Origin of the sequence: Streptosporangium sp. NPDC000239 (assembly GCF_040300765.1) — a bacterium.
Lineage (GTDB): Bacteria > Actinomycetota > Actinomycetes > Streptosporangiales > Streptosporangiaceae > Streptosporangium.
The window spans coordinates 68,558-88,528 of the sequence record NZ_JBEPEI010000025.1 but is presented as its reverse complement, the minus strand read 5'-3'; the positions used below and the strand labels follow the sequence as shown (position 1 = coordinate 88,528).

Here is a 19,971-nt window from a genome sequence, read left to right as displayed (position 1 = left end):
CGCCGTACGTCCCGGCACGGATGGTCGGTCGCGGTTATTTCCCTGTTCACGCTACGAAGGTCGCACGCATTTCCCTACAAAGTCAAGCGGGATTGAGGGTTTTTTGGGCCTCTGACCTGCCATAAGGCTTCCTTTGTCGTTACTCATTAAGAATCGTGATTGGACGTTCCCGTGATGCCGCGCCTAGCGTGCCAATAAGCATCGGCGGTTAAAAGAGAAGACACGGGAGCGCTTCATGACGGTTGTCGCGGCGGCACCGGGGGAGATCGGCCGCGATTCCAGGCACCCGGGGGACAGGCTCGCCCGGCTGCTCGACCCGGGATCGGTCACCCCGCTGCACCCGGAGGACCGCAGCGGCGTCCTCGCGGTCAAGGGGCTGGCCGGCGGGCATCCGGTGGTCGCGTTCTGCACGGACGCCACGGTCATGGGAGGGGCCCTGGGCATCGCCGGGGCACGGCACATCGTGGCGGCGGTCGACGAGGCCGTACGGCTACGCGTCCCGGTCATCGGCCTGTGGCACTGCGGGGGAGCGAGACTGGGCGACGGGGTCGAGTCGCTGCACGGCGCGGGGCTGGTCTTCGCCGCCAACACCCGCGCCTCGGGGCTGGTGCCGCAGATCTCCGTGGTCCTCGGCCCGGCGGCGGGGGCGGCGGCCTACGGGCCCGCGCTCACCGACGTGATCGTCATGTCCGAGCAGGGCCGGGTCTTCGTGACCGGCCCCGACGTGGTCCGCAGCGTGACCGGTGAGGACATCGACATGGAGCGGCTCGGCGGCGCCGACGCCCACGGCCGCCGCTCGGGGGTGGTGCACGTGGTCGCCGCAGGGGAGGAGGACGCCCTCCTGCGCGCCCGGCGGATCGCGCTCGCCCTCGGTGCCCAGGGAGACTACGACCTCGACGACCTCGACGAGGGCCGCGACCCCGCGGCGCTGCTGCCCTCCTCTCCCCGGCAGGCCTACGACGTCCGGCCGCTGGTGCGCGTCCTGCTGGACGAGGGCGAGCGGTTCGAGGAGTTCCAGCCCCGCTGGGCGCCGAACGTCGTCGTCGGGCTCGGCCGTCTCGCCGGGCGCTCCGTCGGTGTGGTGGCCAACAACCCGCTGCGCAAGGGCGGCTGCCTGGACGCCCTCTCCGCGGAGAAGGCCGCCAGGTTCGTGAGGATGTGCGACGCCCTGGGGGTTCCGCTGGTCGTGCTGGCCGACGTCCCCGGTTACCTGCCGGGCGTCGCCCAGGAGTGGGACGGGGTGGTCAGGCGCGGGGCCAAGCTTCTGCACGCCTTCGCCGAGGCCCGGGTCCCCCGGGTGACGGTCGTCCTGCGCAAGTCGTACGGCGGCGCCTACATCGCGATGAACTCCCGCGCGCTCGGCGCGACCCGGGTCTTCGCCTGGCCGGACGCCGAGGTCGCGGTCATGGGCGCGGAGGCCGCCGTCGGGGTCCTGTACCGCAGGCGGCTGGCGGCGGCGCCGCAGGAGGAACGCGCGGAGCTGCGGGCCAGGCTCGTGGAGGAGCACGAGCGGGACGCGGGCGGTGTGCGCAGGGCGATCGACCTCGGCGTGGTGGACGAGGTGATCGACCCGCGCACGACCCGCCGCCGCGTCGCCGAGGCGCTGGCCGGGGCTCCGGGGGAGCGCGGCCACCACGGCAACATCCCGCTGTGAGGGCCTCCCGTCACAGGCGCAGGGCCGCCAGCCGCTCCTCGAACGGCACCGCCTCCCCGGCGCCGGTCGTCGCCTGCCCGTGCCGCATCAGGCCCGCCAGTTCCCCGGCCGCCCTCGTGACGCGGGTGGCCAGATCCTCCCCCTGCGAGCCCGCGCTCGTGCCCCAGTCCTCCGAGGCCGCGTAGACGGCCGTCGGCGCGACGACCGCGCGGAGGTAGGCGAACATCGGGCGCAGGGCGTGCTCAAGGGCCAGGGAGTGCCGTGCCGTACCTCCGGTCGCCCCGACGAGCACCGGCTTGCCCGCGAGCGCGGTGTGGTCGATCACGTCGAAGAAGGACTTGAAGAGCCCGCTGTAGGAGGCCGTGAAGATCGGCGTCACGGCGATGACGCCGTCCGCCCCGGTCACGGCCTCGATCGCCTCGTCCAGCGCGGGGGACGGGAAGCCGGTGACCATGTTGTTGGCGATGTCCCTCGCCAGGTCGCGCAGCTCGATCACGCGCACCTCGACCTGGCGCTCCGGTTCGAGGTGCTTCCTGGTCGCCTCGGTCAGCCGGTCGGCCAGCAGGCGCGTCGAGGACGGCTTGCCGAGACCCGCCGAGACGGCGACGAGCTTCAGGGCTGTCAACGTTCTCTCCTTCTCGTGTTCCGTACGGCTTCTATCGGGCCTCGGCGGTGTCGCGCTCCCGCTCCGCGGCGACGAGGGCGGCGTGGGTCGGACCGTCGGGCACCCCCTCGGGCCGTCCGGCGGCGAACTCCCTGCGCAGCACGGGCACGACCTCCTCGCCCAGGATGTCGAGCTGCTCCAGCACGGTCTTCAGCGGCAGGCCCGCGTGGTCCATCAGGAACAGCTGGCGCTGGTAGTCGCCGAAGCTCTCCCTGAAGGTCAGGGTCCTGTCGATGACCTCCTGCGGGCTGCCGACCGTGAGCGGGGTCTGCTCGGTGAACTCCTCAAGTGAGGGGCCGTGGCCGTACACGGGCGCGTTGTCGAAGTAGGGCCGGAACTCGCGCACCGCGTCCTGGGAGTTGCGGCGCATGAACACCTGGCCGCCGAGCCCGACGATCGCCTGCTCCGGGGTGCCGTGCCCGTAGTGGGCGAAGCGCTCCCGGTACAGCTCGACCAGGCGCTGGAAGTGCTCCTTGGGCCAGAAGATGTTGTTGGCGAAGAAGCCGTCGCCGTAGTAGGCGGCCTGCTCGGCGATCTCGGGGCTGCGGATCGAGCCGTGCCAGACGAACGGCGGCACGCCGTCCAGCGGCCTGGGCGTCGCGGTGAAGGACTGCAGCGGGGTGCGGAAGCGGCCCTGCCAGTCCACGACGTCCTCGTGCCACAGCCGGTGCAGCAGCGCGTAGTTCTCGATGGCCAGCGGGATGCCCTGGCGGATGTCCTTGCCGAACCACGGGTAGACCGGGCCGGTGTTGCCCCGGCCGAGCATCAGGTCGACCCGCCCGTCCGCCAGGTGCTGCAGCGTCGCGAAGTCCTCGGCGATCTTGACCGGGTCGTTCGTGGTGATCAGCGTCGTGGCCGTGGAGAGGATGAGCCTGTCGGTCCTGGCGGCGATGTAACCGAGCAGGGTCGTCGGCGACGACGGCACGAAGGGCGGGTTGTGGTGCTCTCCGGTCGCGAAGACGTCCAGCCCGACCTCCTCGGCCTTGAGCGCGATGGCGACCGTGGCCTTGATCCGCTCGTGCTCGGTGGGCGTCCTGCCCGTGGTCGGGTCGGTCGTGACGTCCCCGACGGTGAAGATTCCGAACTGCATGATCCTCGCCGCCCTCCCTCTTGGTTGAAGTTTCAACTACGGGAACAGGGTGCGGTTCCCGGCTATTCCCGTCCCCGTCAGCGCCTTCCCCGCCGGCGGCCAGGGCGGGTGAGCCGGTCGTAGACCACGGCCGTCGTCAGCCCGTAGGCGAGATGCGGCAGGAGGTCGGAAACCCACGAGGCCGCGTCCCAGCGCCGCGGGTCGGTCACCCCGGCCGCCGCGAGAGGGATGTCGCTCGCGGCCATCGCGGCCAGTGACAACCCGAGCGCGGCCAGCGGCAGCGCCGGGCGCCGCGCGCCGGGGAGCAGGCCGTACAGCACGCCGACCCCGAGACCGGCGGTGTAGCCCAGCAGCGCCCCCAGGCCCGTACGCCTGCTGTCGCCCTCCTCGCCGTGCCCCAGGTCGATCCCGGCCCGTCCCGCCAGCTCGTCCGCGGCCTCGGCCGGGACGTCGCTCGCGGGACGGCCGCGCACGACCATGTCCAGGTAGCCGACGGTGTCCAGGGCGGTGATGCCCGCCGCGGCGGCGGTGACTCCGGCTGTGAGATTCATGCGCGTCCCCCGAATCCGTGTGCGCGGGCCCCCGGTCTCCACGGTTCGTCTCCCCGCGGAAACCCCGGCGGGCGATCCCCTGAATATGCCCAGCCGGGGCGGGCCGTACCCGCCGTGCCCGCCGTATCGGTCGTGCCCGCTGTGTCCTCTACGGGCGCCCGGATGGTTCGTCCCGCCCGGGGAAGGGACACAGGTCCCGGCCGAAGGGGACCTTCGGCCGGTGAGTCCCGGGCGGGACGGTGATCGGATGAGGACAGACGTGACAGGAGGCCGGGATGACGGCACATGTGGTGGTGGGGACCGACGGTTCACCCTCGGCGGAGGCCGCGGTCGGGTGGGCGGCAGAGGACGCGGTACGGCGCGGCGGCGCGCTGCGGATCGTCCACGTGCGCGAGGACTGGCGGCGCGGGACCCCGAGGGAGCTTGAGGAGTCCCTGACGGAGGAGGCGAGGGGAGTGCTGGAGACCGCCGCGAGCCTCGCGCGCGGGCGCGCCCCCGGCGTCGACGTCACCACCTCCCTTGAGACGGGCAGGCCCGTCGAGGTCCTGCGGCGGGAGGCGGAGGACGCCGAGCAGATCGTGATCGGCAGCCGGGGCCGGGGCGGGTTCGCCGGGCTGCTGCTCGGCTCCGTCTCACTCTCGCTGGCCGGGCACGTGGCGGTCCCCGTCGTGGTCGTCAGGGGCGAGGAGCACGGAGGGCACGGCGGAGTCGTCGTCGGGTTCGACGGCTCGCCCGAGTCCGAGGCCGCACTGGAGTACGCCTTCGGGGAGGCCGCCCGCCGCGGCGTCGGGCTGCGTGCCCTGCACGCCTGGCAGCTGCCCGTCATGGCGGTCGGCTCCGTCGCCTACACACCGCTGATCGAGGACATCTCCGGCACCGAGGAACGGCTCGCCACCGAGATCCTGGCGCCGTGGCGGGAGCGGCACCCGGAGGTCGAGGTCGAGCAGACGGTGCTGTTCGAGCACCCCGTGTTCGCCCTCGGCGAGGCCTCCAAGGCCGCCGGCCTGGTGGTCGTCGGGTCACGGGGGCTGGGCGGGTTCGGCTCGGCCGTACTGGGATCGGTCAGCCACGGGGTCCTGCACCATGCCTCCTGCCCGGTGGCCGTGGTACGGGCCAAGGCCTGAGGGGTAATGGTCAGGACATAAGTCCTTTTAAGGGAGGCCCGCGGTTCCGCGGCGGGTCTCCCGGGTTCCGGGACGGCATCTGTGAGACGGAGCACCACCCATGGACGTCTTGGACCTGTCGCGCTGGCAGTTCGGGATAACGACGGTCTACCACTTCTTCTTCGTCCCGCTGACGATCGGCCTGTCCGCCGTCGTGGCCGGTCTGCAGACGGCGTGGTACCGCACGAGGAAGCCCGCCTACCTGCGGCTGACGAAGTTCTTCGGGAAGCTCTTCCTGATCAACTTCGCGATGGGAGTGGTGACCGGCATCGTGCAGGAGTTCCAGTTCGGAATGAACTGGAGTGACTACTCCCGTTTCGTCGGTGACGTGTTCGGCGCCCCGCTGGCGATGGAGGGCCTGATCGCCTTCTTCCTCGAATCCACCTTCCTGGGCCTGTGGATCTTCGGATGGGACAGGCTGTCCCCCGGACTGCACCTGGCGACGATCTGGGCGGCGGCGATCGGCACCACCATTTCCGGATATTTCATCCTTGCTGCGAATTCGTGGATGCAGCACCCGGTCGGCTTCAGGCTCAACCCGAAGTCCGGCCGCGCCGAACTCGTCGACATCTGGGCGGTGCTCACCAACTCCACGAACCTGATCACCTTTCCGCACGTCATCTTCGGAGCGTTCGTCTCGGCCGGGATGTTCGTCGTCGGGGTGAGCGCCTGGCAGCTCCTCAAGAAGAGGCACGTGGACCTGTTCCGCCCCGCCGCCCGCCTCGGGATGGTCGTCACCCTGGCCGCGGCGCTGGGCGTCGTGATCAGCGGCCACCTGCAGGCGCAGATCATGACCAGGCAGCAGCCGATGAAGATGGCCGCGGCCGAGGCGCTGTGGGACGACGAGACCTCCGCGGGCTTCTCGATCTTCGCCGTCGGTGACGTCCGCAACGGCCGGAACCACATCAACATCCAGATCCCGTACGGCCTGAGCCTGCTGGCGACCGACACCCTGCACGGACGGGTCGAGGGCATCAACGACATCCAGGCCCGCTACCAGCTGAAGTACGGCCCCGGTGACTACCGGCCCATCATCGGCCTCACCTACTGGTCCTTCCGCCTGATGATCGGGTTCGGCGTGCTGGCCGCCCTGGTCGCGCTGGCCGGTCTGTGGCTCATCAGGGGGAACCGGCTGCCCGGGAGCCGCTGGCCGTACTGGGTCGCGGTCTGGGGTATCGGCCTGCCGCTGCTCGCCAACTCGCTGGGGTGGATCTTCACGGAGATGGGCCGCCAGCCGTGGACCGTCTTCGGGCGGATGCGCACCGCCGACTCGGTCTCACCTGGTGTCGGCGTCGCCGAGGCCGCGATCACCCTCAGCGGGTTCACCCTGCTCTACGGGGTGCTCGCGGTGATCGAGGTCGCGCTGCTGATGAAGTTCGTCCGGCGCGGCCCGGAGGACGAACCGGAACCGGAGAGCACGGGCGAGGCGCCCGTCCTGTCCTACTGACCAAGGAACGTTCATGGAGCTCACGACCGTCTGGTTCCTGCTCATCGCCCTGCTGTGGACCGGTTACTTCGTCCTGGAGGGCTTTGACTTCGGGGTCGGTGTCCTGCTGCCGGTCCTCGGCGGGGACGACGACGACCGCAGGTCGATCCTGGCCACGATCGGGCCGGTCTGGGACGGCAACGAGGTCTGGCTGATCGTCGCGGGAGGCGCGACCTTCGCCGCCTTCCCCGAGTGGTACGCCACCCTGTTCTCCGGCTTCTACCTGCCGCTCTTCCTCATCCTGGTCGCGCTGATCCTGCGTGGCGTGGCCATCGAGTACCGCGGCAAGAGCGACAGTCCGCGGAGCTGGGACCGGGCCATGTTCCTCGGCTCCCTGCTGCCGGCCTTCCTGTGGGGAGTGGCGTTCGCCAACATCGTCAGGGGCGTCCCGCTGGACGCCGACCACGAGTACACCGGTTCGCTGCTCACCCTGCTCAACCCGTACGCCCTGCTGGGCGGCCTGGCGACGCTCACCCTGTTCACCCTGCACGGCGCCGTGTTCCTGACCCTGCGCACCGGCGGCGACCTACGGGCCCGCTCGGCCGCCCTGGCCGGGAGACTGGCCGTCGGCGCGCTCCTGGTGGGCGGCGCCTTCCTGCTGGCCACCCAGCTCACCGTGGGCAAGGCCGCCACCTGGGTCACCGTCGCGGTGGCCGCCGCGGCGATCGCGGGCGCGCTCCTGGCGACGCTGCGCGGCCGGGACGGCTGGGCGTTCACGGCCAGCGCGGTGGCGATCATCGCGGTCACCGTCACGCTGTTCGGCAGCCTGTGGCCCAACGTGATGCCCGCGCTCGACCCGGCCAACAGCCTGAACGTGCGCGACGCGGCCTCGACGCCCTACACGCTGACGGTGATGACCTGGGTCGCGGTGATCTTCACCCCACTTGTCCTGTTCTACCAGGGGTGGACCTACTGGGTCTTCCGCCGCCGGGTCACCGGCGCCCGCGTGGGGGCGTGAGGCCAGGAGAGCGCAGGAGCGCTCTCACCGGTCGCGGTCCGTCTTCATCCGCGCCGCCAGCGCGGCCACCTGGGTACGGCGCTGCATGTTGAGCTTGGACAGCAGGTTGGACACGTAGTTCTTCACCGTCTTCTCGGCCAGGAACATCCGTTCGCCGATCTGCCGGTTCGTCAGGCCCTCGCCGATCAGCTCCAGGATGTGGCGCTCCTGCTCCGACAGCGCCTCGACCGGGTCCTTGCGGGTCGCCTGGTCGCGCAGCCGGGCGAGCATGCTGGCGGTGGTCTGCGGGTCGAGCAGCGACTGGCCGGAGGCCACCGTCCGCACCGCGCCGATCAGGTCGGAGCCGTGGATCTGCTTGAGCACGTATCCGGACGCCCCCGCCATCACCGCCGTGAACAGGGCGTCGTCGTCGGCGAAGGAGGTCAGCATCAGGCAGGCCACCCCCGGCGTCGCCGAGCGGACCTCCCGGCACACGTCGATGCCGCTGCCGTCGGGGAGCCGCACGTCCAGCACCGCGACGTCCGGCCGCAACGCCGGGATGCGGGCGATCGCGGACTCCGCGGTTCCTGCCTCCCCGACGACCTCGATGTCGTCCTCGGACTCCAGCAGGGCCGCGACGCCCCGCCGTACCACCTCGTGATCGTCCACGAGAAACACGCGAATCATGCTCCGAAGCTAGTCGCTTGTGGCCGTGCGGGGTAGGGACCTTGGTCCCCGATGACCTCCTCAAGGCCCTCGCGGCTCAGGCCGGGCGGGAGGTTCCCCTGGCCGGTGGTCCTCGACGACGGCCGTGACACGGGGGCCGCCGGTGCGAAGGGCATGCCGGGGCCTCTCGGGGTCACGGGCTCAGGGGGACGGCTCCCGTCCGATCTCCTCAAGGGAGGTCCGCATGAGGGCCGTCGCGCGGGTGAACCAGTCGGCCAGTACGCCGATCTCGTCGGGCGTGTAGTCGGCGAACAGGTCGGAGAGCCGCCGGTAGAAGGGCTCGTAGACGGCGGCGACACGGGCGGCGGCCGAGGTGTCGGCGACGACCAGCACCCGGCGCCGGTCGGCGGGATCGGCCTGCCTGCGGGCGTATCCGGCCTGTTCGAGGCGGTTCAGCACGCCGGTGACGGCACCGGTGGTGAGGCCGGCCCGCTCGGCCAGCTCGCCCGCGCTGATCGGCTGTCGCCCGGCCCCCATGATGTGGCCCAGGCAGGTCAGGTCCGTCGTGTTCAGCCCGAGACGCTGGGCGATGTGCTGCTGGCCGACGAGGCTGAGCGCGATGAGGCCGTCCATCCCGGCCAGGGCCCGCTCCGCCGTCGCCTCGGGCCGCGGCTTGCCCTCCACAGGCATTCTCCTTAGCATCTAAGATAATTATTACGTGAGATAAGTATTCTACGTTCGCCGAGGAGAGGCAATGAGCGGTGTGCACGGTGACGTCGATCTGGGACACACCGTCGCGGGATGGACCGGATGCCTCATCGGCCTGGCCGGCTTCTCCGCGGTGGGCCTGGCCATGTGCGCCGGATGGGCGCCCGGCCTCTGGCTCGGCGCCGGAGTGATCCTCTGTGCCGGCCTGGTCACCTGGGCGTTGCACCTGGCGGGCTGGGGCAAGCCGAGCGGCCCCCGGCCCGCCGGGCGGCGGGACTGGCGGGTGAAGGACCCCATGACCGGCCATCGCGACTGTCTCGCGTGCCGGTTGGCGGGGAGGGCCTGATCGAGACCGGCGCTCAGGCGGACTCGGCGCGGCCCGCCCGCCAGTAGCCCATGAAGGCGACCGAGCGCCGGTCGAGGCCGCGCTCGGCGACCAGGTGGCGGCGGAGCGTCCTGATCACAGCCGCCTCACCGGCCAGCCACGCGTACACCGAACCGGCCTCCCGCCCCTCCGGCGGCACCTCCCACAGGATCTCGCTGTCCACGTCGACCTCGGGAAGACCCTGCGGGGCGGCCGGTCGGCCAGGGGTGGGCAGCAGCCGGTCGGCGGCGGCCCGTACGGCGGGCACCAGCAGGTCGCCGTGCCCGGCGCCGTCGCGCGGCAGCCACGTGACGGCCACCCCCTCCGGCGCGTCGAGGTCGAGGACGTCCGCCGCGCACGGCACCTCGAGCAGGACCTCGCCGCGCCGGTCGCGGGGCAGGCGTTCGAGGATCGAGGCGACGGCGGGAACGGCGGTCTCGTCACCGGCCAGGAGTATCGGCCCGTCCCCCTCGGGCAGGCGGAACTCGATCCCCGTCGGCTCGCCCCCGTGCCGGGCGTCCGGCCCGAGCAGCACGGCCTCGTCACCGGGCCGTACGGCACGGGCCCAGCGGGCGACGGGGCCGGGGGCACAGGTCGGGGTGAGCCTCCCGGTTCCATGCGTGGCCTCGCGCGCGGCCGCGTGCGCCGTCGCGTGCGCGGCCTCGTGCATGACGATGTCGAGGTCGACCTCGCGGAGGCCGTGCCGTACGGCTCTGACGGTGTAGGTGCGGAAGGGGTTGCGCAGCCCGGCGGGCAGGGCGCGCCAGCGGGCGTACCAGTCGGAGCCGGTCGGCAGATGGGCGAAGCGGTGCTCTCCACGGGCCTTCTCGCGAGGCCCTTCGTGGGGGAGGACGAGTTTGATGCGCTGGTCGAACCCGTTGTCCGCGAACAGGTCGAGGTCGTCGCCGGTGAAGGTGACCCGCAGGAAGGAGGGGCTGAGCCGCCGCAGCCCGCTCACCTGTACGTGGAAGAAGCGGAACGGGTCGATCATCGGCTGTGCCTTCCTCTGCGTGTGCCGCCGGAGACGGTCCCGGGGCGAAACAAAGGTAAGGCTAACCTACTCTCTTTTCGGGTGCGGTTGGGCGGTTAGAACCCGACATTCGGGACACGGATCAGGTGTCGGCAGAGAGGAAGGTGAACACGATGAGTGAGCATGAGCGCTCCCGCAGGATCTCCGCCTCCGCGGAACAGGTCTTCGACCGGGCGAGCGACCTGGACAGTATCGACCGCTGGCTGCCCAGGGACCTGCACGTACGGCCGGACGACCTGCCCGCCGTCACGGTGCACGAGGACGAGACGGGGCGCGACGCCCGAGGCCTGTTCCAGGCGGAGCGTGACCAGCTCCGGATGGAGTGGGGCACCCGCGACGACGACAGCTACGCGGGCTGGCTGCAGGTGGCCGGCATCTCCCCCCAGGAGAGCGAGGTGACCGTACACCTGTCGTTCTTCGAGGAGGAGCACCCGCCACCCGGCGAGTACGTCGAGCGCGCGCTCGACGAGAGCCTGGCCAGGCTCGCCGAGCAGGTACGGCAGCCGGCCTGAGAGCGGGTCGCCGGAGGCTGTGACGCCGGGGTGACGCCGGGGTGACGCCGGGACCCGTCCCGGCGTCGCGGCCCTTCCATCCTTTGGTGAGGTGCGAAACGGCCGAACGGAAACCGGCGAGTCGCGTAGGTCGCCTTGCGGAACAGATGAATGAGGGTTCCGGGCCCACGCCAGGCCGGTCATCGCCCGGCGGCCCGGCGTCCAGCACGGCGGCAGGATGCGCGGCAGGCCCGCGCGGGGAGGCCATGGCTAGCAGGTCACGGTGCGGTCATAGGAGCCCAGGTTCCAGCGGAAGGTAAGAGCCTGGCCGTTTTTCAGGGAGTAACAGGAGTTGTCGGGGCCATTGTCGATGGTGATCCTCACCCTCATCGTTCCGCCACAGCCGTTTGCGACCCGGGCCACTTTGATGTTCTCGTGCACCTCCCGGCCGACACAGGCCGGTGCCGTACCTCCGGCGACGGCTGCGGACGCCGGAGTGATCCGCTCCCGGGCGGCGGTCGCGTTCGCCTGAACAGCGGCGACGCCGGTCACCAGCGCCGCCGTGGACAAGGCGATTCCGATCTTGCGATTAGGCCGAAACATGAGAGCCCCCCTTTTCTCGCCGGCGCGGAGAATCGCAAGGAGGTAATTCCACGGCCCGCGCTTTCCCCGTCTGGCACGTTGAACGTCCGGGGCAATTCACTCATGTTCCGCGCTGATGCGTCATTGGCTGCGGGCGCACCGGTCTATGCGTAGGGCGCACTGTCGCCTTCCGGTCTGGAAGAGAGGCTTTCTTTACGGCGGCCGACCGGCCTCGCCGCCGCCGTCACCGCCTCAACCGCCGCCTCCGCTGCGCGGGCTCGGTATGGCGCCGCCCAGCACGGTGCTGGTGTCACGCAGGTCCTCGGGGAAGGCCAGCACGGCCCCGACGCCGCGGGCGCGGTCCTTGCGTTGCTGCCAGCTCAGTCTGAGGCCGAGTTCCCCGGCGAGCCCCGCGCCGTCCACGAGGTCGCTCAGGAACAGCAGACGCTCGTCAAGCGGGGCCCGCTGGTCGTAGACGGCGCGTAATCGGGCGATGAGCGAGCCGCGGGCCGACGGATCAGGATGGTGACGTTCTCCGGCCAGGAACCTGCCGGGCCGGTGACGTAGCAGGCCCAACTCGATCAGCGCGTCGCGGTGCAGGGTGAGAGCCGCGCGGCGGCGATGGCGCAGCCACTTGTGCATCCCCGAGCCGGACTGCAGCGCGTCCAGCAGGTCGTCGGCCCAGCCGAGACCGGTGCGGCCGGTGTCCAGCAGCTCGATCGTGCCGCTGAGGCGGTAGACCTCGAAACCGAACAGTTCGGACTTGCGGACGCGTACCCGCAGCCTGCGGCGCAGCGCGAGTTCGCCGAGCTCAGCGGCGGCGCAGCCGTAGGCCACCTGCTCGGAGTCACGCACCCTGCCGGACTCCTGGTGCGCGAGGAGCAGGAACTCCCCGGGCAGGGACAAGTGCCACATGGGCTCATTATGTGCCGTGGAAGATCGCCGCGAGGCTCAGTGCGCGGGCGGGGCACGCGACGGTGAGGGCGGAGGTTGCGAACGCGCCGAGTACCAGGGCTCTCCTGGCCGGATGCCTGCCGTGTTCCGCCCACGGCGTCCTGTGACATCGAACACCGCGCGTTGCCACCGGAGGACGGCGATCAGTAGGTTCACGCCACCGGGGATTGGGCGGGAAGGGGTTGCTGAGGTGCTCACATTGGCGGCGGTCGCCGAAGACCCGCTTGTCCTGACGCGTCGCCTGAACCTGAACGACGGTTCGGAGGTCGTCTTCCGGCCCCTCGTGCACGCCGACGCGGAGCGTCTTGCAGGCCTCCTTGAGGAACTGTCCGCCGAATCGAGGCGACTGAGTCCCTTCGACGGGTACGACCTCGGGGCTGCCCGGAAGCTGTGTGACGCGATCGCGCGTTACGACAAGCTCAGGCTGGTGCTTGAGGACGTGTCGTCCGGCAGGATCGTCGGCCTCGTCGAATTCAGTCTCGATCTCCATCCGGCGGACATCGCCCGCTACCGGGAGGCCGGCATCCACCTGGAGGCGACGGACTGTCGCTTCGGCCTCAGCCTGGCCGACGACTACCAGGGGAGGGGGGTGGGGACGCGGATCTTCCCCCTCGTCGTGGATGTCGCACAGCGTTTCGGCAGGAAGAGAATCATCCTGTTCGGCGGCGTTCTCGCCGACAACCCACGTGCCATCCGTTACTACGAGAAGCACGGCTTCCGGCTGGTCGGCTCCTTCACCGGGAGGGACGGCGCGCGGTCGTTCGACATGATCCTGGACCTTCGTCCGCCGCCAGGCCGGTGACGTCTTCGCCCAAGCTTCGCCGGCGCGAGCGGTGGCTTCGCCCGAACCGGCTCGCCGTCGCCGTCGGCCGTTCGGATGTCGCTCAAGGGCGGAGTTTCACAGAGCGGTTTCGCCACCCCGCCATCGGTGACGGTCACGGGTTTTGACCGGCTCCTCACCGTCCGCCATATCGGAAAGTCAGGGCGGTGTTCATCGGGCGCCGACGATTTCCGGTCAAAGGTAATTGGGCACGCTTTCGGCCGGTGGCGACCGTATGTGAATGTGTTTCGCCTGGCGGTAGTGGCCGTGGTCGCCCGGGGCCGGCCGGATACCGGCCGTGACGGCGCCCGAGAGGTAGGGCTCCGTGTCGCTTCGGGTAAGCGCGTGAAACAAACTATGTATGACAGAAATGTCTTTTATTTACTAAGTCTCGATAAATGGTTATTTTAGGTGTTGAGCCGGTTTGTGGTGGACGGAAACAGGGAGACGGGGCGCATGGGGGAGTCCGGTGACCAGGACGATCCGGTTGGTTTCGATGTTCGGCACCTCGGGGGACGACGGCGCGGGAAACCGGGCCGTCCGGCCGGACGCCGCCTCCCGCACGCCGGTGACGGGCGGCTTCGGCAGCGGTGACCCCCTGAACCGCGACCGCCCCCGGCCCTTCGTGCCCGGGGGCCGGAGGCCGGACGCCCGGCACTCCTGACAGGGGACGGACAAGGACCCCGCGCGGCGCACGCGCGGGCACGGGCCCCGGCGCGTTCCACACCGGAAACCGGGGCGTACGGCCGACGTGGCAGACCGTCGAGTACGGGATTGTCGGTGCGGGGCATTAGCGTTCCGCGCATCACCGTCACAGGTACCGATCCCTGAGGGCGGATTCGTGTCGTGTCGAGAGGTGGGGAGCGTTGGGCTGGCTGTCGGCGGGCGACGGGTACGAGGTCGCCCTCGTGGAGGGCCGGGTGGTGGCGAGGTCCACCTCCGGAAAGGCTGCGGGAAGGCAGCTGAAGTCGCTGCCGAAGCAGGTGCGCGAGCACCCCGAGGCGGAACGGCTGCGCCGTCTCACCGAGTGGCTCGACCGGCACGCCGCCGCCTGCCTGGCACAGGCCGACACCTGGATGGTCTCCTCCCTTCCCGTCCCCACCGGACTGGTGGCCGCGGTCTGGCCCGACGAGGCCTGGCAGTCGGTGCTGCGCGACCTCGTGGTGGTCGGCGACGACCCGGAGGAGGCGGGCTTCCTGCGCGACGTCACCGCCACGGGCGAGCTGCGGGTGGTCAACCTCGACGGCGAGACCGTACGGCTGTCGCCGCTGACGGTCACCCTGCCGCACCCCGTCCTGCTGCCCGACCTCGACGAGCTGAGGGAGTTCGCCGCGGAGCTGGGCATCGTCCAGCGCGTCGAGCAGATCCACCGGGCGACCTGGTCCAGGCCCGCCGAGCCCGCCGACCGGGTCGCCGAGGTGACGGAGTTCTCCGGCGGCGGCTTCGACTCCCGGTTCGGCCTCGCGGCCAGGGCGGCCTCGCTGGGCTACCGGGTCTCCGGCGGCTACGTCACCTGCGCGGCGCGCGACGCCGGGGGCGTCACCGAGGCGTCGGTGTGGATCGGCGAACCCTACTGGGACGGCGAGACGGAGACGGGCGGCCTGACCTGGCAGGGCCACGACGGCAGGAGACTGTCGGAGCGCGAGGTCGGCCCGGTCGCCTGGTCGGAGGGGATGCGGATGGCGGCGGCCCTCTACGCGGGGCGGACGGTCGAGGAAGGAAGAGACGTGTGAACGGGGACATGCCGACTGAGGGCGCCGCGACGGCGACGGGAGACGGGGCACACGAGCTGCTCGACGCCGGAGCCGTCCTCCTCCCGGGGGCCGACGGCGGCGACGAACGGGCGGTCGCGCTCACCGCGCGCCCCTACCGGCACCCGGGGCTCGACGGCCGGGTGGTCGTCCGCCTGGTCACCGAGGACCTGGGGGTCGCGGAGGACGCCGCTGCGGGCTTCCTCGGGCTTGAGGCCGCGGGTGAGCCGGTCGTGGTCGGGGTCGGCCTGCGGCGCTCACTCGGCTTCCCCGAGTGGGTGCTGGTGCACCACCCCCGCGACGGCCACCACGCGCTCGCCGTCGTGCCCGAGCTCGAACGAACCGCCAGACAGGCAAGGACGAAGCCGAAGGCCGCCCTCGACGCCTACCTGCGTCTGGCCGCACAGCTCGCCGGATCGGTCCCGCACTTCCTGCCCACCTTCTTCGAGGAGGCGGGCCGGGCCTTCCTCGCCGCGGAGAGCGTCACCTACGCGGCGCAGATGTTCGGCCAGGCGCGCAGAGCCGAGGCCGAGCACGGCCTGCCGGTCGACGAGGAACGCCTCGACGCGGTCTTCCTGGAGTTCGCGCTCGCCGGGGCGCTGCCGGTCAAGGCGCTGTCCGGATACGCCAAGGAGCTGGCAGCCAGGGTGCCCGCCCAGGAGGCGCTGCGCAGGTTCCGCGGCCTGTGCGTGCGCCGTACGGCGGGCGGTTTGGCACCGTCGACCCAGATGGCGGGCGACCTGCGGCGCCTGGCCAAGGCGGCGGGCAGGGACGCCGAGGCCGAGGAGCAGGACTACCTCGCCGAACTGCTCGGCCTGCCCGCGACCGCCGGGGCTCCGCTCGGCTGGTGGAAGGCGCACCGCTCCGCCCTGGTCGCCCTCGGTGCTCGGGACGCCTCCGTGCGCGGGGCGCTGCTCAACCTCATGCCCCGTGGTGACGAGCGGCAGCTGCCCGCCCTCTGGCTTGAGATCCTCAAGGAGTCGGGGGCCGACGCCGGCCTCGGCGAGGGGGAGGTGACCCCGCAGGAACGGCCCAGCGACGGCGCCGCGGGCTGGCTCAGGCGCTTCCAGCGGCTCTGGAGCCCGGGCTGGCAGGCGGAGCCGCGCCTGATGGGCCTGTACGACCTGGTGGAACAGATCGCGGGACGGCTGCGCGCCGAGCTGGCCGAGACGGGCGAGAGCCTCACGATCAAACTCGACGTCGACCTGCTCGACCTGCTGCTGGCCCAGCGGGTGCCGGTCGCCGCCCCCGGAGACGACGCCGCCCTGCTGCTCGAACCGTGGGCGCGGGGCGAAGGGCAGCGCGACCTGCTCGCCCTGGCCGCGGACCCTCGCTTCACCGCGGCCTTCGACCAGGCCGCCGACCGGTTCCGCGACGACGAGGACGGCAGGCGGGCCGTGCGTGTGCTCGCGGCCTCCCCGGGCGGCAGGCCGATGCTGGCCCGCTGGATGCGGGCGGTCGCGGGCCGCTCGTTCACCATGGGCCTGCCGCAGCTGCCCGACGCCCTCAGAAGGCTCACCTGGCTGCCCGCCGAAGGCCTCGTCCTGGCCGCGGAGGAGGTCGCCGCGGTCGCGCGGGCGGACCTCGCCGCCGAACTGGCCAGGACCCTGCGCGGCGGTCTCGTCGACGAACTCGGCTGGCCCGCCTGGGAGGAGGCGATCGCCGCGCTCGTCAGCCCGAAGGACCTCGACGAGATCGAGGTCGCCGACGCCTGGCCCCACCTGGTCGTCTCCGGCCCCTCCCAGGCCAGGGTCATCGGCACCGAGGGCACCGTGCTCGTCCACGACCTGCGCAGGCCTCCCGCCGACGTCTACGGCGACCCCGGCTTCCACTACGTGGACGGCGAACTGCTGGTCTACTGGAACGCCTACGGCGCGGGCGACCAGCTACGCGGATACTGGCACTCCTCGGCCGGGTCACTGCGCACCCTCCAGGGACGGGCCGGGATATGGGCGCTGCGCAACGACCTGGTGACCCTGCCGTTGCCCGGCGGCGGCCGGACGACGGGCGCGGGCGTCATCCACCAGGGAGACACCGTCGTGCCTGCCAGGAGCAACCTGATCAGCGACGGCGCCTCCTTCTGGGTGCCCGACCAGCAGGGCGACGGCTGGCGTGAGTACGACCCGGTCAGTGGGACGTACGGCAGGCCCGGGCTTCCCGGCTTCCTCGCCGACGCCGTGCGCTCGGCCCCGCCCGGCAGTGTGTTCGACGGCGGCTGGCTGCTGCCCCTCCCCTCGGCCGAGGCGACCCCGGTCGCCGTCCCGGTCGGCGGGCTGCTCGGCTGGCGGGTGGTCCGTCTGCCCGGCGGAGGACTGCGCGGAGAGGACCTCGCGGGACGCGTCGTCACCCTGCCCGGCGACCGGGAGACCCTCTCGGGCGCCGTGACCTTCCCCGGGGACGACCGGCCGCGCGCCCTCGTCGAGAGCTACCCCAGGATCAAGCTCGTCGATCCCGAAGGGGTCGTCGTCGCGGCCGTGACCGTGGGCCGGGAGCCCGGCATGTTCGCCGAGGGCACCGCGATGCTGCCGCCGCCGCGCTACTGGCGCTGCCTGCGCCCCCGCGACCCCGAGGGCTCCCTCGCGCTGCGCCGGATCGACACCGAGACCGCGGTCGCCCTGCTGAAGGCCGCCGTCTGCGCCGAGTGCGAACGGCAGGGACAGCCGGCCCAGGCCGTGCGGGAGGAACTGCACGCGCAGGTCCGCGCACTGCTGCCCCAGGTCAGGGACGAGGCGCTGATCGCGGGAATCGCCGGGGTCGCCCGGTTCGCCGCCACCCAGCAGATCACCCTGGACGCCGTGGCGACCAGGCTCGACCGCGCACTGGCGGGCGGCCACGAGGACCGGGCACCGTCCGGCCCCCCCGACCAGGTGCTCGCCCGCGCCCTCAACGGCCTGGGAGTCTCCGGCCCCTGGTGGTACGGCAACGCCTCCCACGACTCCTTCCATCAGCTGAGGACGATCGGCGGGGTCCTGCGTTCCGCCTCGGCCGACACGGTCCCCGAGGAGGGCCCGGCCGCGGTCCAGGGCGTCGCCCTCCACTTCGACGGGCCGCGGCTGCCGGAGACCTCCCTCAGATGGGAGCCCCTGCTCGACCGCTGCGCCGCCGTCGCCTACCGCGCCGTCTCCGCCGCCTTCGAACCCGGGCACACCGAGGCGACGCACGACCTGCTCCGTGAGATCGGCGCGCTCGGCCTCGGCTCCGCCGCCGAACCCGCCGTCTGGCGCCGCATGTCACTGCACCTCGACGACAAGTGGCTCGTCGACGAGGGCGGGAACCGGCGCGAGGGCACCTGGTGCGGAGTGCTGCCCCTGCCGGACGGGGCCTTCATCGCCTTCCAGAACAACTCCCTCGACAACGGCGGCTGCGACTTCACCGCGCTCTTCCACGACCCGTCCGGCCGCTTCGACGTCCCGCCGCCCTACACCGCGCGCCTCTCGGCACCGGTCGGTGAGGACCGCGAGGACGGCTGGATCGACGGGCTGCTCGCCCTGTGGGCCGAACACGGCCCCGCCCCCTGGCGGCCGGAGGCCGCGGAGGAGTTCGCCCGCCTCACCGGTGTCACCCTGACGACGGCCAGACTGGTCGTCGCCGGCCTGCCGTACGTCGACAGCCACGACCGGGGCTTCCTGCCGTCGGCGGTGAGGACCGGGCTCGGGCTGAAGGCCGCCGACGCCGTCGTCGCCAGGGACGAGTTGCGCGAGCTGGACGCCACCGTCCGCAGGCAGGTCGTCGCGGCGCTGCTGCCCGCCGACCTCGCGACGCTGTGGACGGACGGCCCGGACGTCGCGGCGGCGGCGCGGGTGTGGAACGAAAAGGTCGGCAGGCGGGTGGCCGTCCCCGAGTGGATCGTCTCCGAGGCCTCCCGCGCGGTGCGGACCCCCTGGGAGCCGAGCCGCGCGCTTCCCGCGCTGCTCGACCCCGTCTCCGCGCCCGAGCTGAGCGGAGACCTGCGCTGGCGGGTGTACCGCGACCGGGTCTCCCCGATCGAGGAGGGGACCGTGGGCTTCACCGAGTCCACGCTCGTCAGCGTGGTCGCCGTGATGGCCTGGCTCGCCCACCGGCTGCCCGCGGGAGACCCGGTGCGGGCCGTGCTGCCCGCCGCGCTTGCCACGGTCAGGGAACGGCTGGCCAACCCCGACCTGATGCTCAGCCTGGGCCGCTACGTCAACCTGCCCGGCTTCAGGAAGGTCGCGGGGACCCCCAGCGAGGTCGCGGACGGGTGGGAGCGCTACGGCGCCGTGATCATGGCCACCCACGACAACCAGCCCGCTCCGGGCATCAGGATGGCCCTGCTCGACGCCTCGGGGGAGGACCCCTACCTGCCCGCCCTGCGGGCCCTCGCCGGGGAGGCCGGGGCGCCGTTCCCGGTCGAGCTGGCGCTGCGCGCCGCCAGGGACACACGTTTCGAGGCGCTCCTGGCCGACCCGGGCGACCCGGCCGCGGGGGAGCGGGCGGCCGACGGCACCTGGTGGCCGCAGGACCCCTCCCGTTCGGCGCCCGAGCTGGTCTCCGAGGCCGTCGCCGAGTACGGCATCGGCGCGGACGCGGCCACGCTCTACCTGATCCTGCTGGCGATGCCGGACCCCACCGACAGGAACGTCGCCCGGTGGACCGGCTGGAAGCCCGCCCGGCTGAAGGCGGCCCGCGCCGAGCTGGCCGCGACGGAGCTGGTGGTCGAGGCCAGCCGGGTCAGGGCGGGGCGTTCACTCTTCCTGCCGGGCGCCTGGACCGACCTCAGGACGCCGCGCCTGCCGTTCGAGCAGTGGAAGGCCCCGCTGTACGACCTGATCAGCGGAGAGAGCGCGCAGCTCGGGGTGGTCGTGCCCATCGAGCCTGCGGCCGCCCTCCACGCCAGGGCGTGGCGGCGCGTCCGCGACGGGGACGTCCCCCGTTTCGAGGAGCTCCGCATCCGGCGCGGCAGGCGCCGCTGAACCCCATGACGTCACGGCCCGAGCCTCTCGCCTGAGTCCCGGCCGGGATCGACGGCGGGGGCGCGGAACGACCCCGGGACGGATGTCGAAACCGCCCCCGCCACCGCACCATCCACACGACACGTCCCT

General features: G+C 71.9%; 18 protein-coding genes. 10 read left to right on the top strand and 8 right to left on the bottom strand.

Annotated elements, in window-relative coordinates:
• Positions 1–235 precede the first annotated feature (235 nt).
• Positions 236–1,654, top strand: a complete 1,419-nt coding sequence (locus tag ABT340_RS38115) for an acyl-CoA carboxylase subunit beta (protein ID WP_352015787.1) — start codon at positions 236–238, stop codon at positions 1,652–1,654.
• 10 nt (positions 1,655–1,664) lie between these two features.
• On the opposite strand, the gene ABT340_RS38110 is transcribed toward ABT340_RS38115, so the two are convergent.
• The 3 genes from ABT340_RS38110 to ABT340_RS38100 all read right to left on the bottom strand — a co-directional run bounded on the left by ABT340_RS38110 (position 1,665) and on the right by ABT340_RS38100 (position 3,959).
• Positions 1,665–2,279: an FMN reductase gene (locus ABT340_RS38110; protein WP_352015786.1), complete on the bottom strand. Its 615-nt coding sequence runs from the start codon at positions 2,277–2,279 to the stop codon at positions 1,665–1,667.
• A 31-nt stretch (positions 2,280–2,310) separates the two neighbouring features.
• Complete coding sequence (locus ABT340_RS38105) at positions 2,311–3,408, bottom strand: LLM class flavin-dependent oxidoreductase (protein ID WP_352015785.1); 1,098 nt, start codon at positions 3,406–3,408, stop codon at positions 2,311–2,313.
• 77 nt (positions 3,409–3,485) lie between these two features.
• Positions 3,486–3,959 (bottom strand): hypothetical protein, encoded by a 474-nt coding sequence (locus ABT340_RS38100; RefSeq protein WP_352015784.1) that lies wholly within the window; start codon positions 3,957–3,959, stop codon positions 3,486–3,488.
• Positions 3,960–4,234: 275 nt separating this feature from the next.
• On the opposite strand from ABT340_RS38100, the gene ABT340_RS38095 reads away from it, so the two are divergent.
• The 3 genes from ABT340_RS38095 to cydB all read left to right on the top strand — a co-directional run bounded on the left by ABT340_RS38095 (position 4,235) and on the right by cydB (position 7,566).
• The gene (locus tag ABT340_RS38095; protein ID WP_352015783.1) at positions 4,235–5,083 is read left to right on the top strand and encodes a universal stress protein; all 849 of its coding nucleotides are present in this window, start codon (positions 4,235–4,237) and stop codon (positions 5,081–5,083) included.
• Between the two features lie 100 nt (positions 5,084–5,183).
• Positions 5,184–6,569 carry a cytochrome ubiquinol oxidase subunit I gene (locus tag ABT340_RS38090; protein WP_352015782.1) on the top strand — a complete coding sequence of 462 codons (1,386 nt, stop codon included), beginning with the start codon at positions 5,184–5,186 and terminating at the stop codon, positions 6,567–6,569.
• 13 nt (positions 6,570–6,582) lie between these two features.
• Positions 6,583–7,566: a cytochrome d ubiquinol oxidase subunit II gene (gene cydB / locus ABT340_RS38085; RefSeq protein ID WP_352015781.1), complete on the top strand. Its 984-nt coding sequence runs from the start codon at positions 6,583–6,585 to the stop codon at positions 7,564–7,566.
• Between the two features lie 24 nt (positions 7,567–7,590).
• On the opposite strand, the gene ABT340_RS38080 is transcribed toward cydB, so the two are convergent.
• Positions 7,591–8,232: a response regulator gene (locus ABT340_RS38080; protein ID WP_352015780.1), complete on the bottom strand. Its 642-nt coding sequence runs from the start codon at positions 8,230–8,232 to the stop codon at positions 7,591–7,593.
• A gap of 180 nt (positions 8,233–8,412) precedes the next feature.
• The gene (locus ABT340_RS38075) at positions 8,413–8,895 is read right to left on the bottom strand and encodes a MarR family transcriptional regulator (protein ID WP_352015779.1); all 483 of its coding nucleotides are present in this window, start codon (positions 8,893–8,895) and stop codon (positions 8,413–8,415) included.
• 70 nt (positions 8,896–8,965) lie between these two features.
• Here ABT340_RS38075 and ABT340_RS38070 point away from each other — a divergent pair, with 70 nt between their 5' ends.
• A complete protein-coding gene (locus tag ABT340_RS38070; RefSeq protein ID WP_352015778.1) occupies positions 8,966–9,265 on the top strand; it encodes an HGxxPAAW family protein in 300 nt (99 codons plus the stop codon).
• Between the two features lie 13 nt (positions 9,266–9,278).
• Here ABT340_RS38070 and ABT340_RS38065 read toward each other — a convergent pair whose 3' ends face one another.
• Positions 9,279–10,274, bottom strand: coding sequence for a siderophore-interacting protein (locus tag ABT340_RS38065; RefSeq protein WP_352015777.1), 996 nt, complete (start codon positions 10,272–10,274; stop codon positions 9,279–9,281).
• 152 nt (positions 10,275–10,426) lie between these two features.
• Here ABT340_RS38065 and ABT340_RS38060 point away from each other — a divergent pair, with 152 nt between their 5' ends.
• A complete protein-coding gene (locus ABT340_RS38060) occupies positions 10,427–10,825 on the top strand; it encodes an SRPBCC family protein (RefSeq protein WP_352015776.1) in 399 nt (132 codons plus the stop codon).
• Positions 10,826–11,074: 249 nt separating this feature from the next.
• Here the strand turns inward: ABT340_RS38060 and ABT340_RS38055 are convergent, their stop codons facing one another.
• Positions 11,075–11,356, bottom strand: a complete 282-nt coding sequence (locus ABT340_RS38055; RefSeq protein WP_352015775.1) for an alpha-amylase inhibitor — start codon at positions 11,354–11,356, stop codon at positions 11,075–11,077.
• A 282-nt stretch (positions 11,357–11,638) separates the two neighbouring features.
• Positions 11,639–12,301, bottom strand: coding sequence for a GOLPH3/VPS74 family protein (locus ABT340_RS38050; RefSeq protein WP_352015774.1), 663 nt, complete (start codon positions 12,299–12,301; stop codon positions 11,639–11,641).
• Positions 12,302–12,413: 112 nt separating this feature from the next.
• On the opposite strand from ABT340_RS38050, the gene ABT340_RS38045 reads away from it, so the two are divergent.
• From ABT340_RS38045 to ABT340_RS38030, 4 genes are all read left to right on the top strand, one after another.
• On the top strand, positions 12,414–13,142 hold the full coding sequence (locus tag ABT340_RS38045) for a GNAT family N-acetyltransferase (protein ID WP_352015773.1): 729 nt from the start codon (positions 12,414–12,416) through the stop codon (positions 13,140–13,142).
• Between the two features lie 487 nt (positions 13,143–13,629).
• Positions 13,630–13,824: a hypothetical protein gene (locus ABT340_RS38040; protein ID WP_352015772.1), complete on the top strand. Its 195-nt coding sequence runs from the start codon at positions 13,630–13,632 to the stop codon at positions 13,822–13,824.
• A 202-nt stretch (positions 13,825–14,026) separates the two neighbouring features.
• Positions 14,027–14,893 carry a DUF4132 domain-containing protein gene (locus ABT340_RS38035; protein WP_352015771.1) on the top strand — a complete coding sequence of 289 codons (867 nt, stop codon included), beginning with the start codon at positions 14,027–14,029 and terminating at the stop codon, positions 14,891–14,893.
• A gap of 8 nt (positions 14,894–14,901) precedes the next feature.
• Positions 14,902–19,842, top strand: coding sequence for a DNA-binding protein (locus tag ABT340_RS38030; protein WP_352015770.1), 4,941 nt, complete (start codon positions 14,902–14,904; stop codon positions 19,840–19,842).
• Positions 19,843–19,971: the final 129 nt, after the last annotated feature.